At 60.6% G+C, this 26,414-nt stretch carries 21 protein-coding genes; 12 read left to right on the top strand and 9 right to left on the bottom strand.

The window, feature by feature from the left end; genetic code table 11:
• Positions 1-154: 154 nt before the first annotated feature.
• From AC3Y64_RS28210 to AC3Y64_RS28185, 6 genes are all read left to right on the top strand, one after another.
• Entirely contained in the window at positions 155-931 is a 777-nt protein-coding gene (locus tag AC3Y64_RS28210) for a DeoR/GlpR family DNA-binding transcription regulator (RefSeq protein WP_489985978.1), read from the top strand.
• 2 nt (positions 932-933) lie between these two features.
• Positions 934-2,766, top strand: a complete 1,833-nt coding sequence (gene glmS, locus AC3Y64_RS28205; RefSeq protein ID WP_489985977.1) for a glutamine--fructose-6-phosphate transaminase (isomerizing) — start codon at positions 934-936, stop codon at positions 2,764-2,766.
• A 205-nt stretch (positions 2,767-2,971) separates the two neighbouring features.
• A complete protein-coding gene (locus AC3Y64_RS28200) occupies positions 2,972-4,171 on the top strand; it encodes a Fic family protein (protein ID WP_489985976.1) in 1,200 nt (399 codons plus the stop codon).
• A gap of 11 nt (positions 4,172-4,182) precedes the next feature.
• Positions 4,183-5,109: a LysR family transcriptional regulator gene (locus AC3Y64_RS28195; protein ID WP_489985975.1), complete on the top strand. Its 927-nt coding sequence runs from the start codon at positions 4,183-4,185 to the stop codon at positions 5,107-5,109.
• 105 nt (positions 5,110-5,214) lie between these two features.
• A complete protein-coding gene (locus AC3Y64_RS28190) occupies positions 5,215-5,841 on the top strand; it encodes a glutathione S-transferase family protein (RefSeq protein ID WP_158955475.1) in 627 nt (208 codons plus the stop codon).
• A gap of 45 nt (positions 5,842-5,886) precedes the next feature.
• Complete coding sequence (locus AC3Y64_RS28185) at positions 5,887-7,917, top strand: pyridoxamine 5'-phosphate oxidase family protein (protein ID WP_489985974.1); 2,031 nt, start codon at positions 5,887-5,889, stop codon at positions 7,915-7,917.
• A gap of 117 nt (positions 7,918-8,034) precedes the next feature.
• On the opposite strand, the gene AC3Y64_RS28180 is transcribed toward AC3Y64_RS28185, so the two are convergent.
• Genes AC3Y64_RS28180 through AC3Y64_RS28145 form a run of 8 tightly spaced genes read right to left on the bottom strand, consistent with a single transcriptional unit; the run spans position 8,035 to position 17,023 of the window.
• Positions 8,035-9,165, bottom strand: coding sequence for a glycosyltransferase family 4 protein (locus AC3Y64_RS28180; RefSeq protein ID WP_489985973.1), 1,131 nt, complete (start codon positions 9,163-9,165; stop codon positions 8,035-8,037).
• Positions 9,166-10,296, bottom strand: a complete 1,131-nt coding sequence (locus AC3Y64_RS28175; RefSeq protein ID WP_489985972.1) for a glycosyltransferase family 4 protein — start codon at positions 10,294-10,296, stop codon at positions 9,166-9,168.
• The gene (locus AC3Y64_RS28170; RefSeq protein WP_489985971.1) at positions 10,280-11,647 is read right to left on the bottom strand and encodes a glycosyltransferase family 4 protein; all 1,368 of its coding nucleotides are present in this window, start codon (positions 11,645-11,647) and stop codon (positions 10,280-10,282) included. Before AC3Y64_RS28170 ends, AC3Y64_RS28175 begins: the two co-directional genes overlap by 17 nt.
• Complete coding sequence (locus tag AC3Y64_RS28165) at positions 11,644-12,897, bottom strand: ABC transporter ATP-binding protein (protein ID WP_489985970.1); 1,254 nt, start codon at positions 12,895-12,897, stop codon at positions 11,644-11,646. Before AC3Y64_RS28165 ends, AC3Y64_RS28170 begins: the two co-directional genes overlap by 4 nt.
• The gene (locus tag AC3Y64_RS28160) at positions 12,897-13,694 is read right to left on the bottom strand and encodes an ABC transporter permease (RefSeq protein ID WP_489985969.1); all 798 of its coding nucleotides are present in this window, start codon (positions 13,692-13,694) and stop codon (positions 12,897-12,899) included. Before AC3Y64_RS28160 ends, AC3Y64_RS28165 begins: the two co-directional genes overlap by 1 nt.
• Positions 13,695-15,137 (bottom strand): mannose-1-phosphate guanylyltransferase/mannose-6-phosphate isomerase, encoded by a 1,443-nt coding sequence (locus AC3Y64_RS28155; RefSeq protein WP_489985968.1) that lies wholly within the window; start codon positions 15,135-15,137, stop codon positions 13,695-13,697.
• Positions 15,138-15,140: 3 nt separating this feature from the next.
• Positions 15,141-16,112: a GDP-mannose 4,6-dehydratase gene (gmd, locus tag AC3Y64_RS28150; RefSeq protein WP_105704732.1), complete on the bottom strand. Its 972-nt coding sequence runs from the start codon at positions 16,110-16,112 to the stop codon at positions 15,141-15,143.
• Positions 16,109-17,023: a GDP-mannose 4,6-dehydratase gene (locus tag AC3Y64_RS28145; RefSeq protein WP_489985967.1), complete on the bottom strand. Its 915-nt coding sequence runs from the start codon at positions 17,021-17,023 to the stop codon at positions 16,109-16,111. Before AC3Y64_RS28145 ends, gmd begins: the two co-directional genes overlap by 4 nt.
• Before the next feature lie 427 nt (positions 17,024-17,450).
• On the opposite strand from AC3Y64_RS28145, the gene AC3Y64_RS28140 reads away from it, so the two are divergent.
• The 6 genes from AC3Y64_RS28140 (at position 17,451) to AC3Y64_RS28115 (ending at position 25,750) form a co-directional block, all read left to right on the top strand.
• A complete protein-coding gene (locus AC3Y64_RS28140; protein ID WP_489985966.1) occupies positions 17,451-19,028 on the top strand; it encodes a glycosyltransferase in 1,578 nt (525 codons plus the stop codon).
• On the top strand, positions 19,022-20,323 hold the full coding sequence (locus tag AC3Y64_RS28135; RefSeq protein ID WP_489985965.1) for a glycosyltransferase: 1,302 nt from the start codon (positions 19,022-19,024) through the stop codon (positions 20,321-20,323). Before AC3Y64_RS28140 ends, AC3Y64_RS28135 begins: the two co-directional genes overlap by 7 nt.
• On the top strand, positions 20,320-21,474 hold the full coding sequence (locus AC3Y64_RS28130) for an acyltransferase family protein (RefSeq protein WP_489985964.1): 1,155 nt from the start codon (positions 20,320-20,322) through the stop codon (positions 21,472-21,474). Before AC3Y64_RS28135 ends, AC3Y64_RS28130 begins: the two co-directional genes overlap by 4 nt.
• Complete coding sequence (locus tag AC3Y64_RS28125; RefSeq protein ID WP_489985963.1) at positions 21,468-22,304, top strand: class I SAM-dependent methyltransferase; 837 nt, start codon at positions 21,468-21,470, stop codon at positions 22,302-22,304. Before AC3Y64_RS28130 ends, AC3Y64_RS28125 begins: the two co-directional genes overlap by 7 nt.
• Before the next feature lie 136 nt (positions 22,305-22,440).
• Positions 22,441-23,625 carry a DUF3142 domain-containing protein gene (locus AC3Y64_RS28120; protein WP_489985962.1) on the top strand — a complete coding sequence of 395 codons (1,185 nt, stop codon included), beginning with the start codon at positions 22,441-22,443 and terminating at the stop codon, positions 23,623-23,625.
• Entirely contained in the window at positions 23,612-25,750 is a 2,139-nt protein-coding gene (locus AC3Y64_RS28115) for a hypothetical protein (RefSeq protein WP_489985961.1), read from the top strand. Before AC3Y64_RS28120 ends, AC3Y64_RS28115 begins: the two co-directional genes overlap by 14 nt.
• Here the strand turns inward: AC3Y64_RS28115 and AC3Y64_RS28110 are convergent.
• Entirely contained in the window at positions 25,747-26,376 is a 630-nt protein-coding gene (locus AC3Y64_RS28110) for a LysE family translocator (protein WP_489985960.1), read from the bottom strand. The two genes, AC3Y64_RS28115 and AC3Y64_RS28110, sit on opposite strands and share 4 nt — an antisense overlap.
• Positions 26,377-26,414 lie beyond the last annotated feature (38 nt).

Raw genomic sequence — 26,414 nt, 5'->3', positions numbered from 1 at the left:
ACAGCGACTTTTCAAGATCATAAGATCGCAGCCTTCGGCAGCTCTTACAGAGACTGTCGGTGGTTGCGATTTTTTTATGGACAATGGGTTGACGATTTAAAGCCGATAGGTTTTGATTGCTTCCGTTATCTTTCGAATCGAAACTTAAGTCGCCATGTCGAAACGCAACACGCCCCAGCGCCGCCACAACATCCTCGCCTTGCTCAATGAGCAGGGAGAAGTCAGTGTGGACGCGCTAGCCAAGCGCTTCGAAACCTCCGAAGTTACGATTCGCAAGGATCTCGCCGCGCTTGAGAGCCATGGCCTGCTGCTGCGCCGTTACGGCGGGGCGATCACCATGCCGCAAGAACTGGTCGCGGAAACTGCGCAGAGCGTTTCCAAATATAAACAGGCGATCGCCCGTGCGGCGGTAAAACGCATCCGCGAACACGCACGCATCATCATCGACAGCGGCAGCACCACCGCCGCAATGATCCCTGAACTCGGTCAACAGCCGGGTCTGGTGGTGATGACCAATTCCCTGCACGTCGCCAACGCGTTGAGCGAGCTCGAGCACGAGCCGGTGTTGTTGATGACCGGTGGCACCTGGGATCCGCATTCGGAATCCTTCCAGGGCCAGGTTGCCGAGCAGGTACTACGCTCTTACGACTTCGACCAGTTGTTCATCGGTGCCGATGGCATCGATCTGGTACGCGGCACCACGACCTTCAATGAGCTGCTCGGTTTGAGCCGGGTCATGGCTGACGTGGCGCGGGAAGTCATCGTCATGGTTGAGGCCGACAAGATCGGTCGCAAGATTCCCAACCTGGAGCTGCCATGGAGCAGTGTCCATACCCTCATTACCGATGATCGCCTGCCCAATGATGCACGCGATCAGATACAGGCCCGCGGTATCACCGTGATTTGCGCGGCTGTCAGTCAGGAGAAATAAGCATGTGTGGAATTGTCGGCGCAGTTGCAGAACGTAACATCACTGCCATCCTGCTCGAAGGCCTCAAGCGCCTCGAATATCGCGGCTACGATAGCGCCGGTGTTGCGGTGTACACCAACGACGAAACCCTTGAGCGCATGCGCCGCCCGGGCAAGGTCAGCGAGCTCGAAGCCGCGTTGGCCGAGCACCCGCTGGTGGGTCGTCTCGGTATCGCCCACACCCGTTGGGCTACCCACGGCGCGCCGTGCGAGCGCAACGCCCACCCGCATTTCTCCGGCGATATCGCTGTCGTGCACAACGGCATCATCGAGAACCACGAAGCCCTGCGTGAGCAACTGAAGTCGCTGGGTTACGTGTTCACCTCGGACACCGACACCGAGGTCATCGCTCACCTGCTCAATCACAAACTCAAAGATCAGCCAGACCTGACCGTCGCCCTCAAAGCGACCGTCAAGGAATTGCACGGTGCTTACGGTCTGGCCGTGATCAACGCCAAGCAACCGGACCGTCTGGTCGCCGCCCGCAGTGGCAGCCCGCTGGTAATCGGTCTGGGCCTGGGCGAGAACTTCCTCGCGTCCGACCAACTGGCCCTGCGTCAGGTGACCGACCGCTTTATGTACCTTGAAGAAGGCGATATCGCCGAAATTCGTCGCGACAACGTGCAGATCTGGGACGTCGATGGCAAAGTCGTCGAGCGCCAAACCGTGCAATACACCGACGGTGCCGAAGCCGCCGACAAAGGTGAATTCCGCCACTACATGCTCAAGGAAATCCACGAGCAACCGGCCGTTGTCCAGCGCACCCTCGAAGGCCGCCTGAGCAACGATCAGGTATTGGTTCAAGCCTTCGGCCCACAAGCCGCCGAGCTGTTCGCCAAGGTCCGTAATGTGCAGATCGTCGCGTGTGGCACCAGCTATCACGCCGGCATGGTTGCCCGTTACTGGCTGGAAGAACTGGCCGGCATCCCGTGCCAGGTCGAAGTTGCCAGCGAATTCCGCTACCGCAAAGTCGTGGTACAGCCGGACACCCTGTTCGTGACCATCTCGCAGTCCGGTGAAACCGCCGACACCCTGGCCGCCCTGCGCAACGCCAAGGAGCTGGGGTTCCTCGCCAGCCTGGCGATCTGCAACGTCGGCATCAGCTCGCTGGTGCGTGAATCCGACCTGACCCTGTTGACCCAGGCCGGCCGCGAAATCGGCGTGGCCTCGACCAAAGCGTTCACCACGCAACTGGTCGGCCTGCTGCTGCTGACCTTGTCGCTGGGTCAGGTTCGCGGCACGTTGGCCAAAGGTGTTGAAGCAACATTGGTCGAAGAACTGCGTCGCCTGCCAACCCGCCTTGGCGAAGCACTGGCCATGGACAGCACCGTGGAAAAAATCGCCGAGCTGTTCGCCGAGAAAAACCACACGCTGTTCCTCGGCCGTGGCGCGCAATTCCCGGTAGCGATGGAAGGCGCCTTGAAACTCAAGGAAATCTCCTACATCCACGCCGAAGCCTACCCGGCCGGCGAACTGAAACACGGCCCGCTGGCGCTGGTGGATAACGACATGCCAGTGGTTACCGTTGCGCCGAACAACGAACTGCTGGAAAAACTCAAATCCAACCTGCAGGAAGTCCGCGCCCGTGGCGGCGAACTGATCGTGTTTGCCGACGAGAAAGCCGGGATGACCAACGGCGAAGGCACCCACGTGGTGCAGATGCCGCACATCCACGACATCCTCTCGCCGATCCTCTACACGATCCCGCTGCAGTTGCTGTCTTATTACGTCGCAGTGCTTAAAGGCACGGACGTCGATCAGCCGCGGAACCTGGCGAAGTCGGTGACGGTGGAGTAATTGGTCTTACGCGGGGGCGAGAATTTTCTTGCTCCTGCGTTGCTTTTTAGGCTCCAAACTCTCGCTATTTATCTTAAAAAATCCGCAAATAAATCCGCGTACTACTCGAACTTAAGACTATTCCTACGTCACCTATAGCTAGGTAAACCGGGGGTTGTGGCGTACTCTGAAATCCGCGAAAAAATCCGCGAATCTTGGAGGTCGAATGAGCGCTGAAGCTATCTTGGGGAATCATTGGCTGGAGCCGCTGATTCCGACATTTCCCAGTGAAATTCTGCAATTGGCAGAGCAAGTGCCATTTCAGGCAGGAAAACTTAGCGCAATAGTTGCTCCGCAAATGGTTCGGCGAGTGGGTGGATTGCTGCGAGTCACCAGCAGCTTTTACAGCAATTTGATTGAGGGCCAATTTACCGAGCCTGTAACGCTTGCGCCGACAGCTCCCAGACGTAATCCCAAAGAGCTGACTGAATTGGCGGTGACGCATATCGGTACACAGCAAGCCTTTGAAAGAGCACTGTCACTGCACGATAAACTGTCTTGGGAGGCGATGTTCAGCAGCGCATTTGTTTCCCGGGTACATAAGCGTCTGTTTCAGGGGGCCAGCGGCGACCAATTGCATTTGAGCGACGCAAGTCGATTGGTACCTGGCCAACTTCGTGATGTCGCGACCCAGGAAGTTCTCGTCGGTAATCATGCCGCGCCCTCCAGTCAATCCGTAACATCGATGCTCAATCGTATGCAGCAGGTCTACGGCCGCTTGCCCGATGCACGAAGCCGCTTGCTCGCGGTCATGGCTTATCATCATCGATTAGCTTGGGTGCATCCTTTCGTTGATGGAAACGGTCGCACCGGCAGGCTGATCACCCATCTGCAACTGCAGAAATTGGGACTTGTATCGCCCTTGTGGTCGTTATCGCGAGGCCTTGCTCGCCAGCAGGATACTTATTACGCGCGTTTGGCCAATGCGGACAAATCGCGTCGCGGTGATCTGGATGGGCGTGGCCAACTCACCCAAGCCGGACTGTTCGAATTTGTCGGGTTCATGCTGGAAACCTGTCTGGATCAGATGCGCTATACCGAGCAGGCACTGAACGTCTCCAACATGCGTGAAAGACTTCATACAATTTTTGCTTGGGATGAGCGCGTTAAAAGGGCAGGACTCAAGCCAGAATCAGCCCGGGCGTTGCATATTCTGCTAACTCAGGGCGTGTTGAGTCGGGCGGATTTCAAGATATTCACCGGGCTGTCTGACCGGGTCGCGACTGATCAACTTAGAAGTCTCGTGCAGCTTGGACTCGTGGAAAGTGCCACGCCTAAAGCCCGAGATATTTATCCAGGGTTGCCCGTGTGGTTTGCACAGCTTCTATTTCCGGACTTGCATCAACGAATGATCGCTGCGAATTAGGGAGTTGATGGATGGACCGCTTCCAGGAAATGCACATCTTCACCACCGTCGCCCAAGAGCAAGGCTTCTCCGCCGCCGCTCGGCGTTTGGGGTTGTCGGCGGCCAGCGTTACCCGGGCGGTGGCGGCGTTAGAGTTGCGCATCGGCACGCAGTTGCTGATTCGGACCACGCGCAGCGTGCATTTGAGCGAAGCGGGGCAGCGATATCTGGAGGATTGTCGGAGAATTCTCGCGGAGGTGCAGGAAGCCGAGGATTCTGCTGCGGGCAGTCATGCGCAGCCGCGTGGGCAATTGACGGTGACGGCGCCGGTGTTGTTCGGTGATTTGTTTGTGACGCCAGTGATGGCGGGCTATCTGTCGCAGTATCCCGATGTCACGATCAATGCGGTGTTGGTCGATCGCATCGTCAACATGGTTGAAGAGGGCATTGATGTGGCGGTGCGCATCGGTGACCTGGCGGACAGTAATCAGCACGCGATTCGGGTTGGCGAGGTTCGACGGGTTATCTGCGGTTCGCCGGACTACTTCGCCAAGTACGGTCGGCCGGTTCATCCCCTGGCATTGGCCGGAGCGCCGGTGGTGGCCACCTCCGCGATTGGCCAGCAACGCAGTTGGCCGTTTCTCGACGCGGGCGAACTGCTCAGCGTGCGACCCGAGCCGCGCCTGATCGTGACCGCCAATCAGGCAGCCATTACCGCTGCTTGTATGGGACTGGGTTTGACCCGGGTGTTGTCCTATCAAGTGGCGAGCAAGATTGCCTGCGGTGAGCTGGAAATCGTCCTCGCTGAATTCGAACTGCCGCCACTGCCGATCCATGTGGTGTATCAGGGTGGGCGCAAGGCCCCGGCACGGATCCGCAGCTTTGTGGATTTCACGGTGGAGGCTTTGCGCGAGCATCCGGCGTTGAAGAATGCAGCGTTATTGCATGAGATGAAATAATCGATTGCGTTTGCTGGTGATTCTGTTCTTTTCGCAGTGGGGGGATGATGGCCTGCATCGGCGCTCTCACCCCCGCAGTGGCGCCCCTGTTCAGCGGAGTCGACCATGCAAGCGATCAAACTCTACAACTTCCCGCGTTCCGGCCATGCTCATCGCGTCGAGTTGATGCTCTCCCTGCTGCAATTGCCGACTGAGCTGATCTTCGTCGATCTGGCCAAGGGTGAGCACAAGCAGCCTGCCTATCTGGCCATCAACAGCTTCGGTCAGGTGCCGGCAATCGATGACGGCGGCGTGGTGCTGGCCGATTCCAACGCGATTCTGGTGTACCTGGCGCAGAAATACGGCAACGGTCGTTGGTTGCCTGCTGACCCGGTCGGTGCAGCGCATGTACAGCGCTGGTTGTCCGCCGCTGCCGGGCCGATCGCTTTCGGGCCTGCTGCAGCACGCTTGGTCACAGTGTTTGGCGCACAGCTGAATGCTGAAGAGGCGATTACCCGTGCGCACAACCTGCTCAAGGTGATGGACGTCGAATTGGGCAAAACCGCGTATCTGGCCAGCGACGAGCCGAGCATTGCCGACGTTTCCGCCTACAGTTATATCGCTCATGCGCCGGAAGGCAACGTGTCGCTGGATGAGTACGGCAACGTTCGCGCCTGGCTGGCCCGGGTCGAAGCCTTGCCCGGTTTTGTCGGCATGCCGCGCACCGTCGCCGGTCTGCAAACCACCGCCTGATTTCCGCAATCCACACTGCGCCGCCGGTGCAGGGGAGAGGTCGTGATGGAACGTTCACCGTGGCACGCTGGCGAGCAACAGTTACAGGCCCATGTCGGCGTCGCCGAACGCATGGAAGCTTTCGGGCGTAAGGTGATTCGCACCTGGATGCCAGACCAGCACCGTGAGTTCTATCAGCAATTGCCTTTCCTGCTGTACGGCGCAGTCGATGCGGACGGGCGACCTTGGGCCAGTATGCTTGAAGGCGCACCGGGGTTTGCTCAATCGCCCGATCCCGAACATCTGCACTTCGCCAGTCAGGTCGCAGCGGACGACCCGGCGCAACTGCGCAATGGCGAGCCGATCGGTTTGCTCGGCATCGAGTTGCACACCCGCCGGCGCAATCGCCTCAACGGCCATGTCGGCAATCTCAGCGCTCAGGGCTTCGACGTGAGCGTGGATCAGGCCTTCGGCAACTGCCCGCAATACATCCAACTGCGCCAGTTTCAAAGAGTGCCGCTGACGGATCCGCAGACGCGCCCGGCTGAACATCTGAATGCGCTCGATGATGCGGCCACCGCACTGATAACTGGCGCCGATACGTTCTTTGTCGCCAGCTACGTAGATTCCGACGGCGAGCGTGCGGTGGATGTTTCCCATCGCGGTGGTCAGGCCGGTTTCGTACGGGTGGAAGGCAATCGTCTGACCATCCCCGACTTCGCCGGCAATCTGCATTTCAACACCCTCGGCAATCTGCTGCTCAATCCCAAGGCTGGCCTGTTGTTCATCGACTTTTCCACAGGCGATGTGCTGCAACTCAGCGGGCGTACCGAGATTCTGCTCGAAGATCCGCAGATCGAAGCGTTTCAAGGGGCTGAGCGCTTGTGGACTTTCGAGGTGGAGCAACTGGTGCGGCGCCCGGCAGCGTTGGCGTTGCGCTGGCGCTTCGACGGCATGTCGCCGACCAGTCTGTTGACCGGCAACTGGGCCGAGGCGAGCGCCCGCCTGCAGGCCCAGGCACTGGGCAACCAATGGCGGCCGCTGCGGGTAGCGAAGATTGAGGAAGAGAGCCGCAGCATCCGTTCCATCTATCTGGAGCCCGCCGATGGCGCCGGTTTGCCGGTGTTTCTCGCCGGTCAGCATTTACCGCTGCGCTTCACGATCGATGGCGAGGTGCATATCCGCACTTACAGCCTGTCGAGCGCGCCATCGGATGGTTTCTACCGGATCAGCGTCAAGCGTGAAGGCCTGATTTCATCGCATCTGCATGAGCAGATTTGCGTTGGCGATGTGCTGGAAGCGCGGGCGCCGCAAGGGCATTTCACCGTGGCGCCGTTGGAACACCGCCCGCTGGTGCTATTGGCCGCTGGCGTGGGAATTACGCCGTTGCTATCGATGCTGCGCGAGGTGGTGTACCAAGGCTTACGCACGCGGGGGATTCGTCCGACGCTATTGCTGCAGAGTTCGCGCAGTCTGGCGGATCAGCCGTTTCGCAAGGAGCTGGACCGTTTGCTCGAAACGTCAGGCGATTCCGTACGCGTCCTGCGTTTGCTCAGCCAACCGGAAGCGGATCTGCAAGAGGGCGAGGATTTTGATCTGCCGGGCCGAATTGACGGCGCGGTGCTGAGAAACCTGCTGGATGCCGAGGATTTCGACCAGCTCGATTTCGTCCTTTGCGGTCCCGGTGGTTTTACCCAGGGGCTGTACGACATCCTGCGCGAACTGGATGTGCGCGATGCGCAGATTCATGCAGAAACCTTTGGCCCTTCGACCCTGAAACGTCAGGCCGACCCGGACGCCATCGTCATCGAACAACCGCCCGCCGCCACCACGTCGGTGCCGGTGGTGTTCGAACGCTCGGCGAAAGAGGCGCGCTGGCAGCCGGATGGCGGCAGTTTGCTGGAGCTGGCGGAAAGCCGTGGATTACGTCCGGAGTTCAGTTGCCGGGGAGGGTCGTGCGGCACCTGCAAGACCCGACTGGTCAGCGGTGCGGTGAATTATCCACAGGTGCCGGCTGATATCCCGGAAGCCGGGCATGTGCTGATTTGTTGCGCGGTGCCGGCGCAGAGTAGCCAGCCGTTGGTTTTGGACCTGTAACGAGCCCCCCTGTAGGAGCTGCCGCAGGCTGCGATCTTTTGATCTTGCGTTTATAGAATCAAAATCAAAAGATCGCAGCCTGCGGCAGCTCCTACAGGGAGATGTGGTTAAGCCTCATCAGGCGTAGGACAGGGATTTTTCTTCGAGCAACTCCTGATACAACTCCGTCCACTTGCGGCCCATTTCGTCGGCGGTGAATAACTGCCGATACCGCGCCTCCGCTTTCACCCCCATCGCCGCAGCACGCACCGGATCGTCCCACAGGGTGCGCATCGCTTCGCGAAACGCCTGTGGATTACTCGGCGGTACGACCAGTCCGGTTTCGTTGTGGATATTGATGTAACTGGTGCCGGTGCCGATTTCGCTGGAGATCATCGGTTTGCCGTACATCGCGCCCTCAAGCAGCGAAATACCGAAGGCTTCGGAACGCAGGTGCGAAGGGAAGACTATCGCGTAGCTCAGTTGCAGCAAGGCGACTTTGTCTTCATCGCCCAGACGTCCTAGGAAATGGATGTTGCGTAAACCCAGGGCTGCTGCCTGGGCATGCAGTTCCTGCTCAAGCGGTCCGGCGCCGACGATCACCACCGGGTAATCCACGTCCTTCAGGGCTTCAAGCAGAATGTGCAGGCCCTTGTAATAACGCATCACCCCGACAAACAGGAAAAACTTATCCCCAAGCTGCTGGCGCCAACGGTTCATGCGCTCGCGATCGGCCTGTGGATAACCTGCCTTGTTCAATCCATACGGAATGACCCGGGTCTTGTCCTGAAACTGCTGCAGCACATCGCTGGTGTGCAGGTAGTTCGGCGATGCCGCGACGATGCGGTCGGCACTGGCGAGGAAGCGGTTCATCAGCGGCCGATAGAGTTTGAGCAGATGCTTCTGGCGAATGATGTCCGAGTGGTAAGTGACCACGCTCGGTTTGTCCATTGCACTGGCGAAATGCACCAGATCCATGAACGGCCACGGGAAGTGGTAGTTGACCACGTCGGCTTCAGCGGCCATTTCGCGAAACTGCTTGAACACGCTCCAGGAGAAACCGGTGGAGGCGAACTGAATGTCGAGTCTGGCGCGGTGCACTTCGTGGTGACCGAGTTGCACCACAGGCGGGTTCGGGTCGGCGCTGAGGGTCAGAACCTGGCCGTCGATGCCATGTTTGGCGCCGCTCTCGCACAGCTGGAAGATCACTTGTTCGATGCCGCCGACCGAGTCAGGCAGGTAAGTCTTGAAGAAATGAAGTACGCGCATTCAACCTCCCATGGCCTGGCGGTAGGCACCGGCCGTAGCCTGTGCACAACGCTCCCAGGAAAAAAGCCGTGCCTGCTGCAATCCGGCTTCTCGGCATGCCTGCCAATGTGCTTGATCATCGATCAGTCGGCTCATCGCGTCACGCAAGCCGTCTGCATCGTCAGCTTCAATATAGTTGCCCGCTGGCCCCGCCACTTCCGGCATGGCTGAAGAGCGGGTAATGACCACCGGCGTGCCGCTGGCCATCGCCTCCAGCACCGGCAGGCCAAAACCTTCATACAACGAGGGAAAAATCAGCGCACGGGCCCCGGCCAGCAGTTGTGCCACTTGTTCGTCCGGCAGATAACCGAGCAGACACACATGCCCGCTCGCCAAGGCCTGACGCAAGGGTTCGCTGAACTGTTCGCGCTCCCAGCCCGCCATGCCGACGATCAGCAACGGAAAGCGCTGGCGTACGGCGTCTGGCAGCAAGGCGTGCGCACGCAGAGCGAGGCCGAGGTTTTTGCGCGGTTCGAGGGTGCCGACACACAGAAAGTATTCTCGGAACTCCACGGCATGCGCCTTGAGTACCGCGTCGATGGTCTGTGGTTCACGCGGATGGAAGCGCGCCGCCACGCCTAACGGCGCCACGACAAAACGCTCGGCAGGCAGACCAAACCAGGCTTGCGCCTCGTCGGCAATGGCCTGCGAGTCGGTCAGGATCAGCCGCGCTTGCTCTACACCGGCGGCCAGGCGACGTTCGATTTCCTTGAGCCGCGCCGGCGGCTGGGTGTCGGGGAAATGCAGGTGCGTCAGGTCGTGCAGGGTGATTACGGTCGGGCCGTTGAAGGCCAGCGGCCACAGACTCGGCTCGTGATAAAGATCGATGTCCTGGGCGCAGCCCTGATCGAAACGTTTCTGCTCCAGCCAGCGCCGTGCCTGATAAGCCCCGGGAATCTGCCGCAGCAGTGGGGTCAGGCGCGAATAACCGGGCATGGCCGCTTCCGGCAGTGCGGAACTCCAGCCCCAGCCGTGGAACAGCGTGACCTCGACATCGGTTTCGCTGCGCAACGCGTTCACCAGTTCGGCGACGTAATGGCCGATGCCGGTGCGCGGTGCCTGCAGAATCCGTGCGTTAAGGGCAATGCGCATGCTGCCTCGCTTGCGCCGCTGGCGCTTGCAGAACATGGCGCACGCTGCGCTCAGCCAATTGCTCGCTGGCCTCGCGCCAACCAATCCAGTCCCAGTCCGCGACATCGCGGGTGGCGGGGAACTGGCCGCTGTTTTCGAAAGCGTTGATCAGATCGGCGAGGCTTTGCGGATCCTGCAAATCGAAATACGCCATGAACTCGCCGCCGATCTCGCGGAACACCGCGATGTCGCTGCCCATCGCCGGCAAGCCGCGTTGCATGGCTTCGACCAGTGGCAGGCCGAAGCCTTCGACGAACGACGGAAACACCAGTGCACTGGCGTGGGCATAGGCATGTTCGAGGCTGGTGTCGCTCAGATCATTGAACATGAACAAGCGCTGATTCAGCTCGGGATGGTTGCGCACCCGCTCAAGCAAGGCGTCGCACTTCCAGCCGATGCGCCCGGCGATGCACAACCGCGCGTTCGAGCCGGCGGCCCAGGCGCGTTCGAAGGCGTCGAGCAGATAATCGTGATTTTTGCGCGGCTCGATGGTGCTGACCATCAGGAATACCGGCTCGGATGTTGCGAATATTTTGCTCAAGCGGGGCTCGACCGTTTCTTCGCTGCTGCGCAGGTCAAGTTCGGAGCCGAGATGAAAGAAATCGAACCAGCGTTTATCAGTCTGATCCGGACCGATGCGCCGTTGCAGCTCGTCACGCACCTGATCACGCACTGTGGCAGAGATCGCCATGTAGCCGTCGGCGGTGCGGGTGATCCAGTCGAACCATTCGCTGAAAACCTGCACCAGTCGTGTGTCATAGAACTGTGGATGCGTCAGCGGAATCAGGTCGTAAATCACCGCGATCATGCCGACGCCGTCGTGTTTGAGTTGTTCGGCGTGGGCAAAGAAATCCGAGTGCCAGGACGAATCCAGCAGCACCAGTTGATCGCCGGGCTGATGTTGCAGCGGCGTGCAGCGTTTGAGCAGTTGCGTGTGGTTGATGGCACCCATCAAGCGCAGCGGTAAACCGAATACGCCGAACGAGGTCAGTCGATAGGCGACATACAGCCCGCGTCGTGCCAGCTTCGAGGTGACTTTGATATCGAGGCGCTGGTGCCATTGCCAGAATCGATGTGCCAGGCGTTGCAGGCGTTCGCTGAACGTCGCCAGGGCGTTGAACACTGGGGTGTCCGACGGTGCCAGCCGCTGCACGCGATAGAGTTCGCCATTGAGCAGGATCACCGGCATGCATTCGACGCCGTCGGCACTCGCAGGCAATTGCTTGATGACGTTGCGCACCACGCGCTGGATGCCCGAGTTGACCTTCGGGTGCTTGAACACGTGCGTGCATTCCACCAGCAAGCGGGTCATGGCGTGCGCTCGACAGGCGTGACATCGGTTTGCCGAATGATCGTGGTCTGGGCGTTGAGCCATGAGCAGCCGACGAAATCCTCGCGGCGATTGTTGATGACATGGAACACCATGCCGTAATCGCGCCACTCGAAATTGCGATCCAGGTGCGAGTCCAGACGCGACAGGCTCAGCGACACCGAATAGTTGCCTTTGCCCAGGCCCATGACGAAGGCGAAGCGGTAGGTAAAGCGTTCGCCGGCGCGCAGATCGGTCAGGGCTTTGCCCTGTCGGTGGGTGTTGATGCCGTACATCATCTGGCCCAGGCGATCCTTGAGGATGAAGCCGAGCACCAGGCGCTCGATGTCCTTGCGCACTTCGACCTGCACTTCCAGGACCACCGGTTGGCCGACTTCAGCGGCGTCAATGCTGCGCTCGTTTTCGTCGAGCATGCGCACGCCGAGGATCGCCGCTTCGCCGGTGCCGGACACGGTCTGCACTTCACCCCCGGCGAGCATTTCCTGACGCACGACCTGGCCTTCGCGTTCGGCCATCAGGGCGTTGTAGTAATCGAGCACGGCTTCGGGCTTGCCGTACATGGCCATGCGTCCGTCCTTGAGCAGGATCGCCGAATCGCAGATCGACTGAATCGCCGAGCGGTCATGGGACACGATCAACAGGGTGGTACCGGCCTTGCGGAAGCTGCGGATGCGCTCGAAGCTCTTGTGCTGGAAGTAGGCATCGCCCACCGACAGCGCTTCGTCGACGATCAGAATGTCCGGGCGCCGGGCGGTGGCCACGCTGAACGCCAGGCGCATCTGCATGCCGCTGGAATAGGTGCGCACCGGGTGATCGATGGCTTCACCGATTTCGGCGAAGTGTTCGATATCAGGCATCAGCGCTTCGATTTCTTCGAGCTGCATGCCCAGCAACTGCCCGGCCATGATCGCGTTCTGGCGCCCGGTGAAGTCGGCATGAAAACCCATGCCCAGCTCCAGCAGCGCCGCGACCCGACCTTCGAGTTCGATCTTGCCGCCAGTGGGCTGAGTGGTACCGGTGATCATCTTCAACAAGGTGCTTTTGCCGGCACCGTTGGCGCCGACGATGCCCACCGCTTCACCGGGGGCGATCTCGAATTCGACATCGCGCAACACCCAGTGCTGGTGATGACGAATGGGCGAAAAGGGAATCAGCCACTCGGCCAGGCGGGCCCAGCGGTTGGGATATTGCTTGTAGGCCTTGCTCAGGCCGGTGACACGAATATGGCCCATCAGAGTTCATCCACCATTTCGCCGACGCGTTGACGAAACAGGCGCAGTCCGATCAGACAGAACACGATGCCGGTGACGAAGATCGGCAGCAGCGAACTCCAGACCGGCCACTGACCATAGAGGAACAGGTTCTGATAACTGCTGAACAAATTGGTCAGTGGATTGAGCTGCAACAGGCGTTGCACCCATTCCGGCAGGATCGTGATCGGGTAAACGATCGGCGTCAGCCAGAACCAGAACTGCAGGCAGATCGCGAAGAGCTGACCGACATCGCGAAAGAACACATTCAGCACACCAAGCACCATGCCCAGTCCGGCGCAAAACATCATTTGCAGCGCGACCAGCGGCAGCAGCGCCAGCAGGACCATGCCCGGCCAGCGTCCCGTCACCAGCAGGAAGCCCAGAAACAGCGCGATGATGATCGCGAAATTGATCCCGGAGTTGATCAACACGATCACGGGCAGACAGATCCGCGGGAAGCTGATTTTCTTCAGCAGATTCGCGTTATCGAGAAACATCGTCTGGCTGCGCAAAGTGATTTCGGAGAACAGTCCCCAGGCCAGCAGGCCGGCGCAGAGGTAAACGCTGTAAGCCATGCTGTCGTCCACACCCGGCAGGCGCGCACGCATGATGTGCGAGAAAATCACCGTATATACAACAATCATCGACAGCGGATTGAAGATCGGCCACAGGGCGCCGAACAGCGAATTGCGATACCGCGCTTGAAACTCTCGTTGCACGCTACCGAGGATGAATCCACGGTAACTGCGTAACGAGCGATACAGGGAAAGCAGCATTCAAACCGTCCTGCCGTAATGGTCTTCGAAGCGGACGATGTCGTCCTCTCCCAGGTATTCGCCGCTTTGCACTTCGATGATCACCAGATCGATCACGCCGGGGTTTTCCAGGCGATGCTTGTGGCCGGCGGCGATGAACGTCGATTCGTTCTTAGCCACCAGGTGTGTACCCGTGCCGTTGTTGGTGACCTTGGCCATGCCTTCGACCACCACCCAGTGTTCGTTGCGGTGATGGTGCATTTGCAGGGACAACTTGCCGCCGGGTTTGACCACGATGCGCTTGATCTTGAAGCGCGGGCCTTCTTCCAGAACGGTGTAGGTGCCCCACGGACGGCTGACCGTACGATGCAGACGATAGGCTTCGTGGGATTTGTCCTTGAGTTGCTTGGCCACCCGGCGCACATCCTGCGCCCGGTCGGCATGTGCCACCAGCACCGCATCGGCGGTGTCGACCACGATCAGGTTATCCACACCCACCGTCGCCACGAGGCGGCCTTCGCTCTGGACGAAGTTGTTGTGGCTGTCGATGAAAATCGCTTCGCCGCTGGCGCGGTTGTTGTCGGCATCGGCCGGCACCAGCGCCGCAACCGCGCCCCACGAACCGATGTCGCTCCAGTCGAATCCGGCGGGCACCACGACGACTTTTTCCGAACGCTCCATCAAGGCGTAGTCGATGGAAATGTCGCTGATTTCCGCGAACAGCGCCGGCGACAGTTCCTGCTGCAGACAACCTACGGTTTCCACCGGAGCACTGGCTTGCATACAGGCGCGCGTCTGTTCGAGCAGTTCGGGTGCATGCAATTGAAGCTCGGCAATCACCGTTGCTGTGGTGAAGCAGAACATCCCCGAATTCCACAGGAAGTTGCCACTCTCCAGATAATGCGTGGCGGTTTGCAGGTCAGGCTTCTCGACGAAACGCTGCACTTTCGCCGCGCCTTTGGCGTTCAGCGGTGCGCCGGTCTCGATGTAGCCGAAGCCGGTTTCCGGCGCCGTCGGGATCACTCCGAAGGTCACCAGATAACCGTCCTTGGCCAGATTGACCGCGTGCTCGACCGCGATTTTCAGCGCTTCCTGATTGACGATCAAATGGTCGGCGGGCATCACCACCATGATCGCGTCATCCCCGTGCAGCGCTTGCAATGACAGCGCTGCGGCGGCGATGGCCGGGGCGGTGTTGCGCCCGGTCGGCTCCAGCAGGAAGTGTCCGCGATGGCGCGACACGTGGGCGGCGCAGTAGTGATCCTTGCTCTGGAAGTAATATTCGCGGTTGGTCACCGTGACAATGTCGCCCCAGCCGTCGAGCAACGCGGCGGCACGCTGGTAGGTCTTGCCGAGCAGCGACTGGCCGTCGGGCAGGGTCATGAACGGCTTGGGATGGCCCTCGCGGGACACCGGCCACAAACGGGTGCCGGCACCGCCGGACAGGATCACGGGGATCAGCATGGCCTACTCCTTGGCGACGCGTTTCATGTCCGCATCCATCATCATGCGGATCAAGGTATCCAGGTCGGTTTTCGGCTTCCAGCCCAGCACACGCTGGGCCTTGGCCGGATTGCCGAGCAGCACTTCGACTTCAGCCGGGCGGAAAAACGCCGGGTCGATCTTCACGTAGTCGCGGTAGTTGAGGCCGACGTGATCGAAGGCGATGCGGCACATTTCGCGCACCGTGGTGGTGACGCCGGTGGCGACCACGAAATCGTCAGGCTTGTCCTGTTGCAGCATCAGCCACATGGCTTCGACGTAGTCGCCGGCAAAACCCCAGTCGCGTTTGGCGTCGATGTTGCCCAGGGCCAGTTCGTGCTGTTTGCCCTGCTTGATGCGGGCGGCAGCGTCGGTAACTTTGCGGGTCACGAACTCGATGCCGCGCAGTGGCGATTCGTGGTTGAAGAGAATGCCGCTGCTGGCGTGCAGGTTGAAGCTTTCGCGGTAGTTGACGGTGATCCAGTGACCGTACAGCTTGGCCACGCCGTACGGGCTGCGCGGGTAGAACGGCGTGTTCTCGTCCTGTTGCTCAGCCTGGATCAGGCCGAACATTTCGCTGGTCGAAGCCTGGTAAAAGCGCGTGTGCGGGCTGAACTGGCGGATCGCTTCGAGCAGGTGCGTGACGCCCAGACCGTCGACGATGCCGGTGGTGACCGGTTGATCCCAGGAGGCGGCGACAAAACTTTGCGCGGCGAGGTTATACACCTCGTCCGGTGCCGACTTGATGACCGCGCGCTGCACCGAGCAGGCATCGGCCATGTCACCGTCGAGGTAGACGATGTCGGCTTCGACGCCCATCTCGCGCAGGCGCCAGCGCGAATCGCTGCTGCGCCGTGCGACCAGACCATGAACCTTGTAGCCCTTGTCGAGCAGCAACTTGGCCAGATACGCGCCGTCCTGGCCGGTGATCCCTGTGATCAGTGCACTTTTTGTCATTCTTGTCGTACTCGCATCTCCCAGTCGGACAGGATCGCCCGCAGGGATTGTTGTGTGGTGATTTCTGGCGCCCATCCTGTGGTTTTCGCCAGTCTTGCGTGGCTGCCGCAAACGCGGCGCTGATCAGCGCGACGCATGCGCGCTGGATCCTGAACCAGTTGCATCTCGACCTCGGCCAGATCGCCCAGCTGTTCGATCAGGCTGCGGATGCTTTGCTCGCGGCCCGAGCAAATGTTGTAGACCTGCCCCGGCGTGCCTTTTTCCAGCAGCGCGAAGTAGGCCGAGACGACATCGCCGACATCGAGAAAATCACGTGTCACGTCGATGTCGCCGACCTCCAGTTGCGGCGCTTGCAGACCTTGCTTGATCCGGCTGATCTGGCGGGCAGCGCTGGCAATGACGAAACTGTCTTTCTGCCCGGTGCCGATGTGATTGAACGGCCGCGCCACCAGCACTGGCCAGCCTTCGCTCAGGCCCCATTGCAGGCTGAGAAACTCGGCGGACAGCTTGCTCACCGCGTAAGGGTTGCGCGGGCAGGGCGGTTGTTGTTCGGTGATCGGCAAGTCGTTTTCGCCGACCTGACCGTAGACATCGCCCGAGCTGACATAAAGGAAGGTGCCCTGAAAGCCGCGGGCCTTGAGCGCTTGCAACAGATTGAGGGTGCCGAGCAGATTGATCTCGAGGGTACGCGCCGGATCGCGAAAGGCTTCGGGGACGAAGGTCTGCCCGGCCAGATGAATGACGGCGTCGGGCAATTGTGGCCACACATCGATGAGGCTGTCGGGCTCTGTCAGGTCGTAGGAGGCCGCGGCAGGCAGCAGCTCCCACGACGAATCAGGCGACGCCAGACGAGACTGAATATGTTGTCCCACGAATCCACTGAGACCCGTGACGAACAGACGCTTTTTCAAACAGCGACCCCTTGGTCTTGAACTTGCGCCACTTTCCCACAGGCTTTGAGGGGAAGTCTGTCAGACCGATAGAAAAAACCGGCAGGACGAGGGGCGAAGTCATTGTTGTAGTTGTTTGGTTGCCAATCTGTGCCAATTGCGCGGCAATTTCAACAGGTCCAACCGTGACCGGTCAGTTCTCGTCAGCGTAGCCCGATTTATTCTCGCCGGACGGTTCACGAATGCTCAACGGATGTGTTTAGAATGCCCCTCGTCGCGGCAACCCGGACGTTGATTTCGGGAGCGCGACGCAGGGTGAAACCGACCACTAAAACAAGAACGAAGACGTGCTCCAGGACCCAGGGCGAGAACGGCATTGCCGACTCGATCCGAGGCTTGGCCGTCATAGCATGAAGTTGCCAGGACGGCAGTTTCATCGTGGGATGCCATGAATTTCATTCTCTACTCGGACGTCAACGACAGCTCCATCAGCCAAAGCCTGGGGCGTCCTGAATACAGCTATTACTTCGTGCTCAAGGCTTATCGCCCGGTGCTGGAAAGCCTTGGACGCGTGCATGTGGTGGCGTCCACCGCCGAAGTCGATGCGCTTCACCAACAACTGCTCGCCGCCGGCGAAGACAGTGTGTTCCTGTCCTTCACGCCACCGCAGAAAACCCCGGTCGATCTGCAATGCCCGACGATTTGCGTGGTGGCGTGGGAGTTCGATTCGATCCCCGATGAGCAGTGGGACAACGATCCGCGTCAGGACTGGACGCAGATGCTCGCCCGCCAGGGCCGTGTGATCACCCTGTCGAGCCACACCGCCCGCGCCATTCGCCGCGCCATGGGCGAAGACTTTCCGGTGTTGGTATTGCCGACACCGCTGTGGGAAAACTTCGCCGCCATTCGTCAGCAGCATGTACCTGCGCCGGTCAACCCGGGCGCGACGCTAGCGATCAAGGGCTGCATTTTCGATTCACGCACGCTGGGGTTGTCGGCCGATGCCTTGATCCCGCCGCCGTTGACGGCTGAAGAGGAGGCCGCGCTGGCTGCCGAACTCGAAGCTGCCCGCCCGCCGCCGCTGACGCTCAAGCGGCGTCTGGTGATTGCCCGGCATTACCTGCGCCTGTGGGCGCTGGACTTGGGGCGTAAGCAGGCAGAGCCAGTGCCGCGCGTGAAGTTTCTGCACAACTGGTATTGGGAAGGCCTGCGCGATCTGGTTTCGGAGAACCTGCACGGCTGGCTCGAACAACGCCTGCCGACCATTTGTGGCCCACAACCGCTGCCAATCATCGAGCCACCGCCGCTGGATCTGCCGGACACCACCGCGGTAGTCCAAACCCGCGTCGACGGTGTGATCTACGTCACCGTGTTCAATCCCAAGGATGGCCGCAAGAACTGGCATCAACTGATCACCGCATTCTGCTGGGCGTTTCGTGAAACCCCCGACGCGACGCTGGTATTGAAAATCACCCAGAACGATCTGGCGTCCTACTACAGCGAAATGATGACGTTGCTCGCGCAACTCACCCCGTTCGCCTGCCGGGTAGTGGTGATGCACGGTTATCTCGACGATGCGCAGTACGCGAAGCTCTATGACGCCGCGAGTTTCTATGTCAACGCTTCGCGCTGTGAAGGGTTGTGTCTGCCGTTGATGGAATTCATGTCCAGCGGCAAACCGGTGATCGCGCCGGATCACACGGCGATGGAAGACTACATTGATGAGTCGGTGGCGTTCGTGGTCAAGTCCAGCGAGGAGCTGACGATCTGGCCGCAGGACACGCGGATCATCTACCGCACCCTGCGTTACCGCCCGGACTGGGGTTCGCTGAAAAACGCCTACGAGCAGAGCTATCGGGTGGCCAAGGCACAGCCGCAGGATTACCAGCGGATGTCGGCCGCCGCCGTACAGCGCATGCACGATTACTGCGCCTTTGCTCCGGTGCAAACGCGCATGGCGGACTTTTTCGGGCTGGCACCGAACACCACCGACGCCGCGCCAGTGACGGACAACGCCTCATGCTGATCATCATTCATTCGGAAACCAACCAGCACACCATCGCGCAGAATCTCGGGCGTTCGGAGTACAGCTATTACTTCGTGCTCAAGGAATACCGACCGGTGCTCGAACGTCTTGGGCGAGTGGTGGAAGTCGTTGATCCCCAGCGCGAGGTCGATGCGCTGTATCTGGAGTGTTTGAGCCGGGGCGAGCCTTGTGTGTTTCTGTCGTTCTCGCCGCCGCATCGCACCCCGGTGCATCTGGCGTGTCCGACGTTGCCGGTGTTTGCCTGGGAATTCAGCACCATCCCCAACGAAGCCTTTGCCGGTGAACCGCGCAACGACTGGCGCACCGTGCTGCGGGCCTGTGGCGCGGCGATCACCCATTCCAGCTACACCGTCAACGCGGTGCGTGAGGCGATGGGCGCCGACTACCCGATTGTCGCCGTACCTGCGCCGGTGTGGGATCGCTTCGCTGCACGGGGCGCGCAGTTGCAGGGGCAAATGCCGAGCCAGTCGTTCCGCCTGAAGATCAAGGGGCTGGTCGCCGACAGCCGAACCCTCGACCTGAATGCGTTCGGCCCGGAACATCTGCGCCGTGGCAAAGGCATCGATTTCGCCGCACCGATCACCGAACAGGAACTGCTGCTCGACGGCGTGGTGTACACCTCGGTGTTCAACCCCGGCGATGGGCGCAAGAATTGGGAAGACATGCTCAGTGCCTTCTGCGTGAGTTTTCGCGACGTCGACGACGCTACGCTGGTGCTCAAGCTCACCCATCACGATGCCGAGGAAGCCCTCGGCGACATCCTCCATCACTTGTACAAGAACCAGTCCTATCGCTGCCGCATCGTGTTGATCTACGGCTATCTCGCCGACCCCGATTACGAGCGACTGGTGCAAGCGACCCGCTACGTAGTGAACACTTCCTACGGCGAAGGCCAGTGCCTGCCGCTGATGGAATTCATGTCCTGCGGCAAACCGGCGGTGGCGCCACGTACTACGGCGATGATCGATTACCTGAGCGCCGAAAACGCGTTCCTGATCGAGTCCACCGACGAACTCACAGCCTGGCCGCACGACCCGCGCAAGGCCTTCCGAACGTTGCGTTATGTGACCAACTGGGCGTCGTTGTGCCGGGCCTATCAAGCCAGTTACGACGTGGCGAAAAATCATCCGCAGCGTTACGCACAGATGTCAGCGCAAGCCGTCCATAGCCTGCAAGGATTCTGCAGCCAAGCGGTGGCCGAGCAGCGTTTGCAGGTGTTCTTCGCGCAGTTGCTCGAACTCAACGCGACCCTCGTGGAATCTCCTCAAGCATGAACAGCAGACGGATCATGGACATTGAAGTCCTGCGCGCCATTGCGGTGCTGGGCGTGCTGTTCCATCACCTGCAGGGCAGCCTGTTCACTGACGCGGTGCCCTTGCTGGAAAAAATCCATGCCTGGGCGCAGCCCTGGTGGGGCGTCGATCTATTCTTCGCCATCTCCGGGTTTGTGATTGCGCGCAGCCTGATCCCGGCGCTGCAAGGCTGCATCACGCGCCAGGAATACTGGCAGCAGACGCGCAATTTCTGGCTGCGCCGGGCCTTTCGACTCTTGCCTTCTGCGTGGCTGTGGCTGGCGTTGATGTTGCTGGCGTGTCTGTTCGTCAATCGTTCCGGGGCGTTCGGTACGCTGTCCGCCAACCTGCAAGCGACACTGGCGGGGGTCTTTCAGTACGCCAACTTCCGCTTTGCCGACAGTTTCTTTCATTACGAATACGGCAGCAGTTTCGTCTATTGGAGCCTGTCGCTGGAGGAGCAGTTTTACCTGCTGTTCCCGCTACTGATTGTGCTGTGCCGCAAGCATCTGGTCTGGGCGCTGCTGGCGCTGGTCGCGGTGCAACTGTTCACCTTGCGCACGCCGCTGCTGATGGTGGTGCGCACCGATGCGCTGGCGCTCGGCGTGTTGCTCGCCATGTGGAGCGCACAGCCGAGCTATCAGCGCTGGCAACCGACGTTCTTGCGTCGACCGTGGGCGGGGATTGCGGCGCTGGTGGTGATCGGCGTACTCATGAGCTACATGGCTACCGACCGTTTTACCTTCGTCAATTACCGCATCGGCGTGATCGCCGTGCTCAGCGCGTTGCTGGTGTGGATTGCTTCGTACAACCGCGATTACCTGATGCCGGCCGGTGGCGTTCAGCGTGTGCTGGCCTGGGTGGGCAGCCGCTCCTACGGCATCTACCTGATCCATATTCCGGCCTATCAACTGGTGCGCGAACTGATCTTTCGCCTGCAAACCGCCGGCCTGCCGAGCCCGGCCGGGCACCCGATCCTCACGCTGTTGCTGGCGTTCGGTCTGATCGTGCTGCTCAGTGAACTGAATTACCGCTTCGTCGAAATGCCCATGCGCAATCGCGGTGCCGCGCTGGTCAAACGCCTCGGTACTTCGCGAACCGCCGTCCCATCCTCTGGAGCCACCTCATGCTGAGCCTTTTGAAGAAACTCACGGCGGGCACGCCTGCACCGGCCCCCGCGCAGCCTGTCGCGACTGCCGAGAAGACCGATCCATACATGCTCGGCCTGCACGATGCGATGCTCAGTGGCTGGTTCAATCAGGAAACCGGCGAGCTATTCAAAGACTTTCCGGTGAGCGCCGACGATACGCTGCTCGATGTCGGCTGCGGCGACGGCGGCAATGTGCATTTCTGCGGCATGCGTGGGGCGAAGATCATCATCGCCGACATCGACGGCGCCAAGGTCGAAGCAACCCGCCAGCGTCTCAGCGACACACCGGCGCGGGAGGTCGAATGCCACGTCACCGACTGCAATCCGCTGCCGATTGCCGATGCCACGGCGACGCGTGTGGTCTCCACCGAGGTCATCGAGCACGTCGACGATCCGGCACAGTTTCTCGCGGAGCTGGTGCGCGTGGGCAAACCCGGCGCGCTGTATTTGCTCAGCGTGCCGCACCCAAGCTCCGAAGATCTGCAAAAAGACATCGCCGCCGCCGAGTATTTCCAGAAGCCCAACCACATTCGCATCATCAGCGAAGAACAGTTCAAGGCGATGGTCAGCGACGCGGGGCTGGAGATCATCAGCCACAGTCAATACGGGTTTTATTGGTCGATGTGGATGCTGCTGTTCTGGGAAGCCAAGGTCGATTTCAGCAACCCCGATCACCCCTTGCTCAATCACTGGGCCGATACCTGGCAAGCGGTGCTGAGTTCGCCGCGTGGCGCGCAGATCAAGCAGGCGCTGGATGCCGTTGTCGCGAAGAGCCAGGTGATCATCGCCCGTAAACCCGCGACACCTCTGTAGGAGCTGCGGCACGCTGCGATCTTTTGATCTTGATTCTAAAAACAAGATCAAAAGATCGCAGCCTCGTTTCACTCGACAGCTCCTACGGGGTTTTTGTGTAACCTTGCAGCCTTGTAATGTCAGGGATTGGGAAGGTATGCGCTTTATTGTCGGGCTGCTTTTGGGATTGTTGCTCTCGGGTTGCGAGCAGCACGACGCGCCACCCCTCGACCAACAACTCTACATCTGGCAACGCCAATGGACGCCGGCCCATGAGGCGGCGTTGCGCGACAGCCACGATGACTTCTCGACACTGCGCGTGCTCGCGCTGCAAGCCTTCCCGAATGCCGGATGGAGCAGGGCGCTGATAGACGCACCGCTATTGAAAGCCGATGGCCGTCCGCTGATTGCGGTGATCCGTCTCGACGGCCAGCTCAAGTCGCTGGATCAGGATCAAGTCACCGCGCAAATCCTTCAGCTGCTCGCCGATTGGCAGGCGCAAGGCCTGACGCTGAGTGGCGTCGAAATCGATCACGATGCCGGCAATGCGCGTCTGCCGGCCTACGCTGAGTTCCTCAAACATCTGCGCTCGGCATTGACAGACAACATTCCGCTGAGCATCACTGCACTGCCGGCCTGGCTCGACAGTGCGCAACTGCCTGCACTTCTGCAAACCGTCGACAGCAGCGTGCTGCAAGTCCACGCCGTCAGCGATCCGCGCCGGGGCCTGTTCGATGCTGATCAGGCGTTGAAGTGGGCCAAGGCCTGGGCGCGAATCACCGATAAACCTTTTTATCTCGCGCTGCCAGCCTACGGCGTCGCGCTATTGCCGGATGACGGCGGGGCGCCGCTGGTAGAAAGCGAAGTGCAAATTGAGCGGGGCGGCGCGCGTCGGGAGCTGCTCGCCGATCCGCTGCAATTGAGCCAACTCGGCAAGACCTTGCGAGACGAGCCGCCGGCGCATCTGGCCGGGTTGATCTGGTTTCGCTTGCCGCTGGCCAATGACCGTCGCGCCTGGAGCCTGACCACGTTGCGCGCCGTGGCACGGGGCGAACAATTGGTCAGTCGGCTCGGCGTGACATTCAGCGAACACAACGGTCTCTACGACATCAAGCTCGACAACCCCGGCAACCTCGACCATGCCTGGCCAACGCGCATCACCTTGAAGACGCGAGGCTGTGAAGGCGCCGACGCGCTCGCCGGTTATGCATTGCAACAAGGCCCGGATCTGCTTACCTTCACCCGCCTGCGTGACGGCCGAATGCCGGCGAACGGACAACGCGCCATCGGTTGGGCGCGCTGTGCACATATTGATCAAGGAGGTTCGCATGTTGACCCGTAACTGGCCCCGCCATCTGCTCTGTCTGAGCCTCTGCTTGCCGCTGGGGTCGGCGCTGGCCTGCGGCCCGGACTTCCCGATGCGCCTGCTCGATGACCGTGCGCAGACCCTGGCCGATCTGCCGGAGGGTAACTTCAACTTCGAACTGAGCCGCCTCGGCAAAGCCATCGTCGGACTGAAGAACGTCACGGCAGCGACGCACAATCCCAACGATCTGTATGGCGAAGAAAACGCTGCCGCCGAGGCGCGAGAGCAGGCCGAACAGTTGGGTTTGAGCGCCGAACAACAGGCGCTGGTCAAGCAGCTGCGCGGGTTGAGCGATGCGCATCAGGTCGAGGTGCAGGGCGCCAGTCTGCCGACGGAAATCCGCTTGTACGTGGCCGGTGCGGTGGCGTTTGCCACCGGCGAACATCAACTGGCCGTGGAATATTTCAACAAGCTGCTGGCGCTGCCGGCGGATCAGCGTCCGTTGCGCAGCACCTGGGCGGCGTATTCGCTGGGGCGCACCTGGTTTGCCATGAGCAGCGAGGCTGGCGCTGCGGTGACGGCGCTGGAACAGTCCCGTGACGCGTTCCGTCAGGCCCGGCAGCTCAGCATCGACGGTTTCAGCGATCCGCTGGAACTGGGTGTCGCCAGTCTCGGCGAAGAGGCGCGGGTGCTGCGTACGGCGGGCGACTGGAACGGCGCCATCGAGTTGTACGAAGCGCAGAATCTGCACGGCTCAGCGGTCGGTTACACCTCGCTCAAGCAGTTGATGAATGAACTGGCGGAGTTGCCCGAGGCCGAACTGGCCGAGTTGCTCCAGCATAAATCGGTGCAGCAACTGGTCACGGCATCCTTGGTCAGCCGCCAGGGCTGGTCGTTTGGTGACGAGCCGCCGAACGAAAAGAAACTGGTGAAGCTGCTGCAAAACAGCACCCGTGGCAGCCTGGAAAACGCTGATCGTCTGGCAGCGATGAGTTATCAACAGGGCGATTACGCCAGCGCCAAGGCCTTCCTCGAAAACGCTGGCGACGGCGGACTGGCGTGGTGGCTGCGGGCCAAACTGGCGGTGCGTGACGGCGATAAAAATGCCGCCGCCGCTGCCTACTCGAAAGCTGCGCAAGCCTTCCCGCAGAAAGAAGATTGGGGTTATCGCCGTACACCGGACTGGGCTTACGAAAGCCTGCAGCCGAAATGCCGGGTCGAGGGTGAAAGCGCGATTCTCGCCCTGCAGCGCGGCGAATACCTGCAAGCGTTCGTGCAGTTGTATCGCAGCAACAGCACTTACTGGTTCGACGCGGCGACGGTTGCCGAGCGCGTGTTGACCGTCGACGAACTCAAGCAATACGTCGACGACAATGTGCCGGCTCCGCCCGCGCTGACTCAGCAGGAACGCGACAATTACGTGCCGCTGCCGGTCGCCGCCAGCCTGCGTAATCTGCTTGGTCGGCGTTTGCTGCGGGGGGGGCGTTATGAACAGGCCTACGGTTACTTTGACAACCCTGATTTACAAGCCAAGGCCCGACACTACGGCGAGCAACGTCTGGCCGCTGAATCTGCCTGGTGGCCGACCAAACGCGCCAGCGCTCTGTTCATGGCTGCACAGGCTGCCCGTGATTGGGGCATGGAAATCCTTGGCTACGAGATGGCTCCGGATTACGCCACGTTCGAGGGCAATTTCAGTCTGGAAGCTACGGAGCTGAAAGTCGGGCCACTGGTGTCCGAAGCGGAAGTCAAACGCCAGCAGGCCAGTGCGGCTCAGCCCGTTCAGCGTTACCACTACCGCTTTGTCGCCACTGCACTGGCCAATCGAGCCGCCGACAATCTGCCGCATACCAGTCAGGCATTTGCCGCTGTGCTGTGCAATGCCGTCGGTTGGAACAGCAGTCTCGAAGAACAGAGCGCGCTGTATCAGCGCTACGTCAAAGAAGGGCCTTACGTATTGTGGGCGGGAGACTTTGGCCATCAATGTCCGTTCCCGGATTTCGCCAACGCCGACAAGCGCTACGTCACCCAGGTCACCGATGCCGTGCGCTCCTCGCTACGGCCGTACAAGTGGCCAGTGCAGATCGGCGCGATTGTGCTGGTCAGCGCTGCGGCGTTGTTGTTGATCACCCGTCGCCAACGCAAGGCCCGCAAAGGCTAAGCCTGCTGGACGAAGGTCAGGCGCACCGCGAAGCCGATCAACAGGCTGCCGAACAGCCATTGCTGCACCCGTTGCGCCGTTGGACTGTGTTGCAGCCAACGGCCCAGCGCGGCGCCGGTCAAGGCGTAGGCGCAATCGAACAACAGGCCGATACCGACCAGCAGCGCGCCGAGCAGGGCAAATTGGCTCAGGACCGGCGCGCCGTCATTGACGATGAATTGCGGCAGCAATACCGAGCAGAACAGCAACGCTTTGGGATTGAGCAGATTGGTCAACAGACCCCGGCGCACCGCTTCGCGCCATTGTCCGTGGCTGTCGGCCATTTCGCCGGCCTGCAGATCTGGCAACAGTGTGCTGCGCAGGCATTGAATGCCGATCCACAGCAGATAGGCCGCGCCGGCCAGCCTGACCACGTCGAACGTCCACGGTGCAGCCTTGAACAGCGCCGCCAACCCCAACGCCGCTAACGCCACATGACAGCCCCGGGCAATCCCGAGGCCGATGGCCGTCGCCAGCGCGGCGCTTCGTCCCTGCCGGGCACCGGTTTGCAGCAACAGGATCATGTCTGGGCCGGGCAACAGAAACACCACCGCCAGCGCCAGAAAAAACAGCCAGAGACTTGCCACATTGCGCTCCTTTCGTTGTCGATTCGGTGCGCTCAGTC

This window comes from Pseudomonas sp. 4CAES_32.4 (assembly GCF_058136335.1).
The sequence above is the reverse complement of the archived record's forward strand: the minus strand, read 5'-3'. Positions and strand labels throughout refer to the sequence as shown.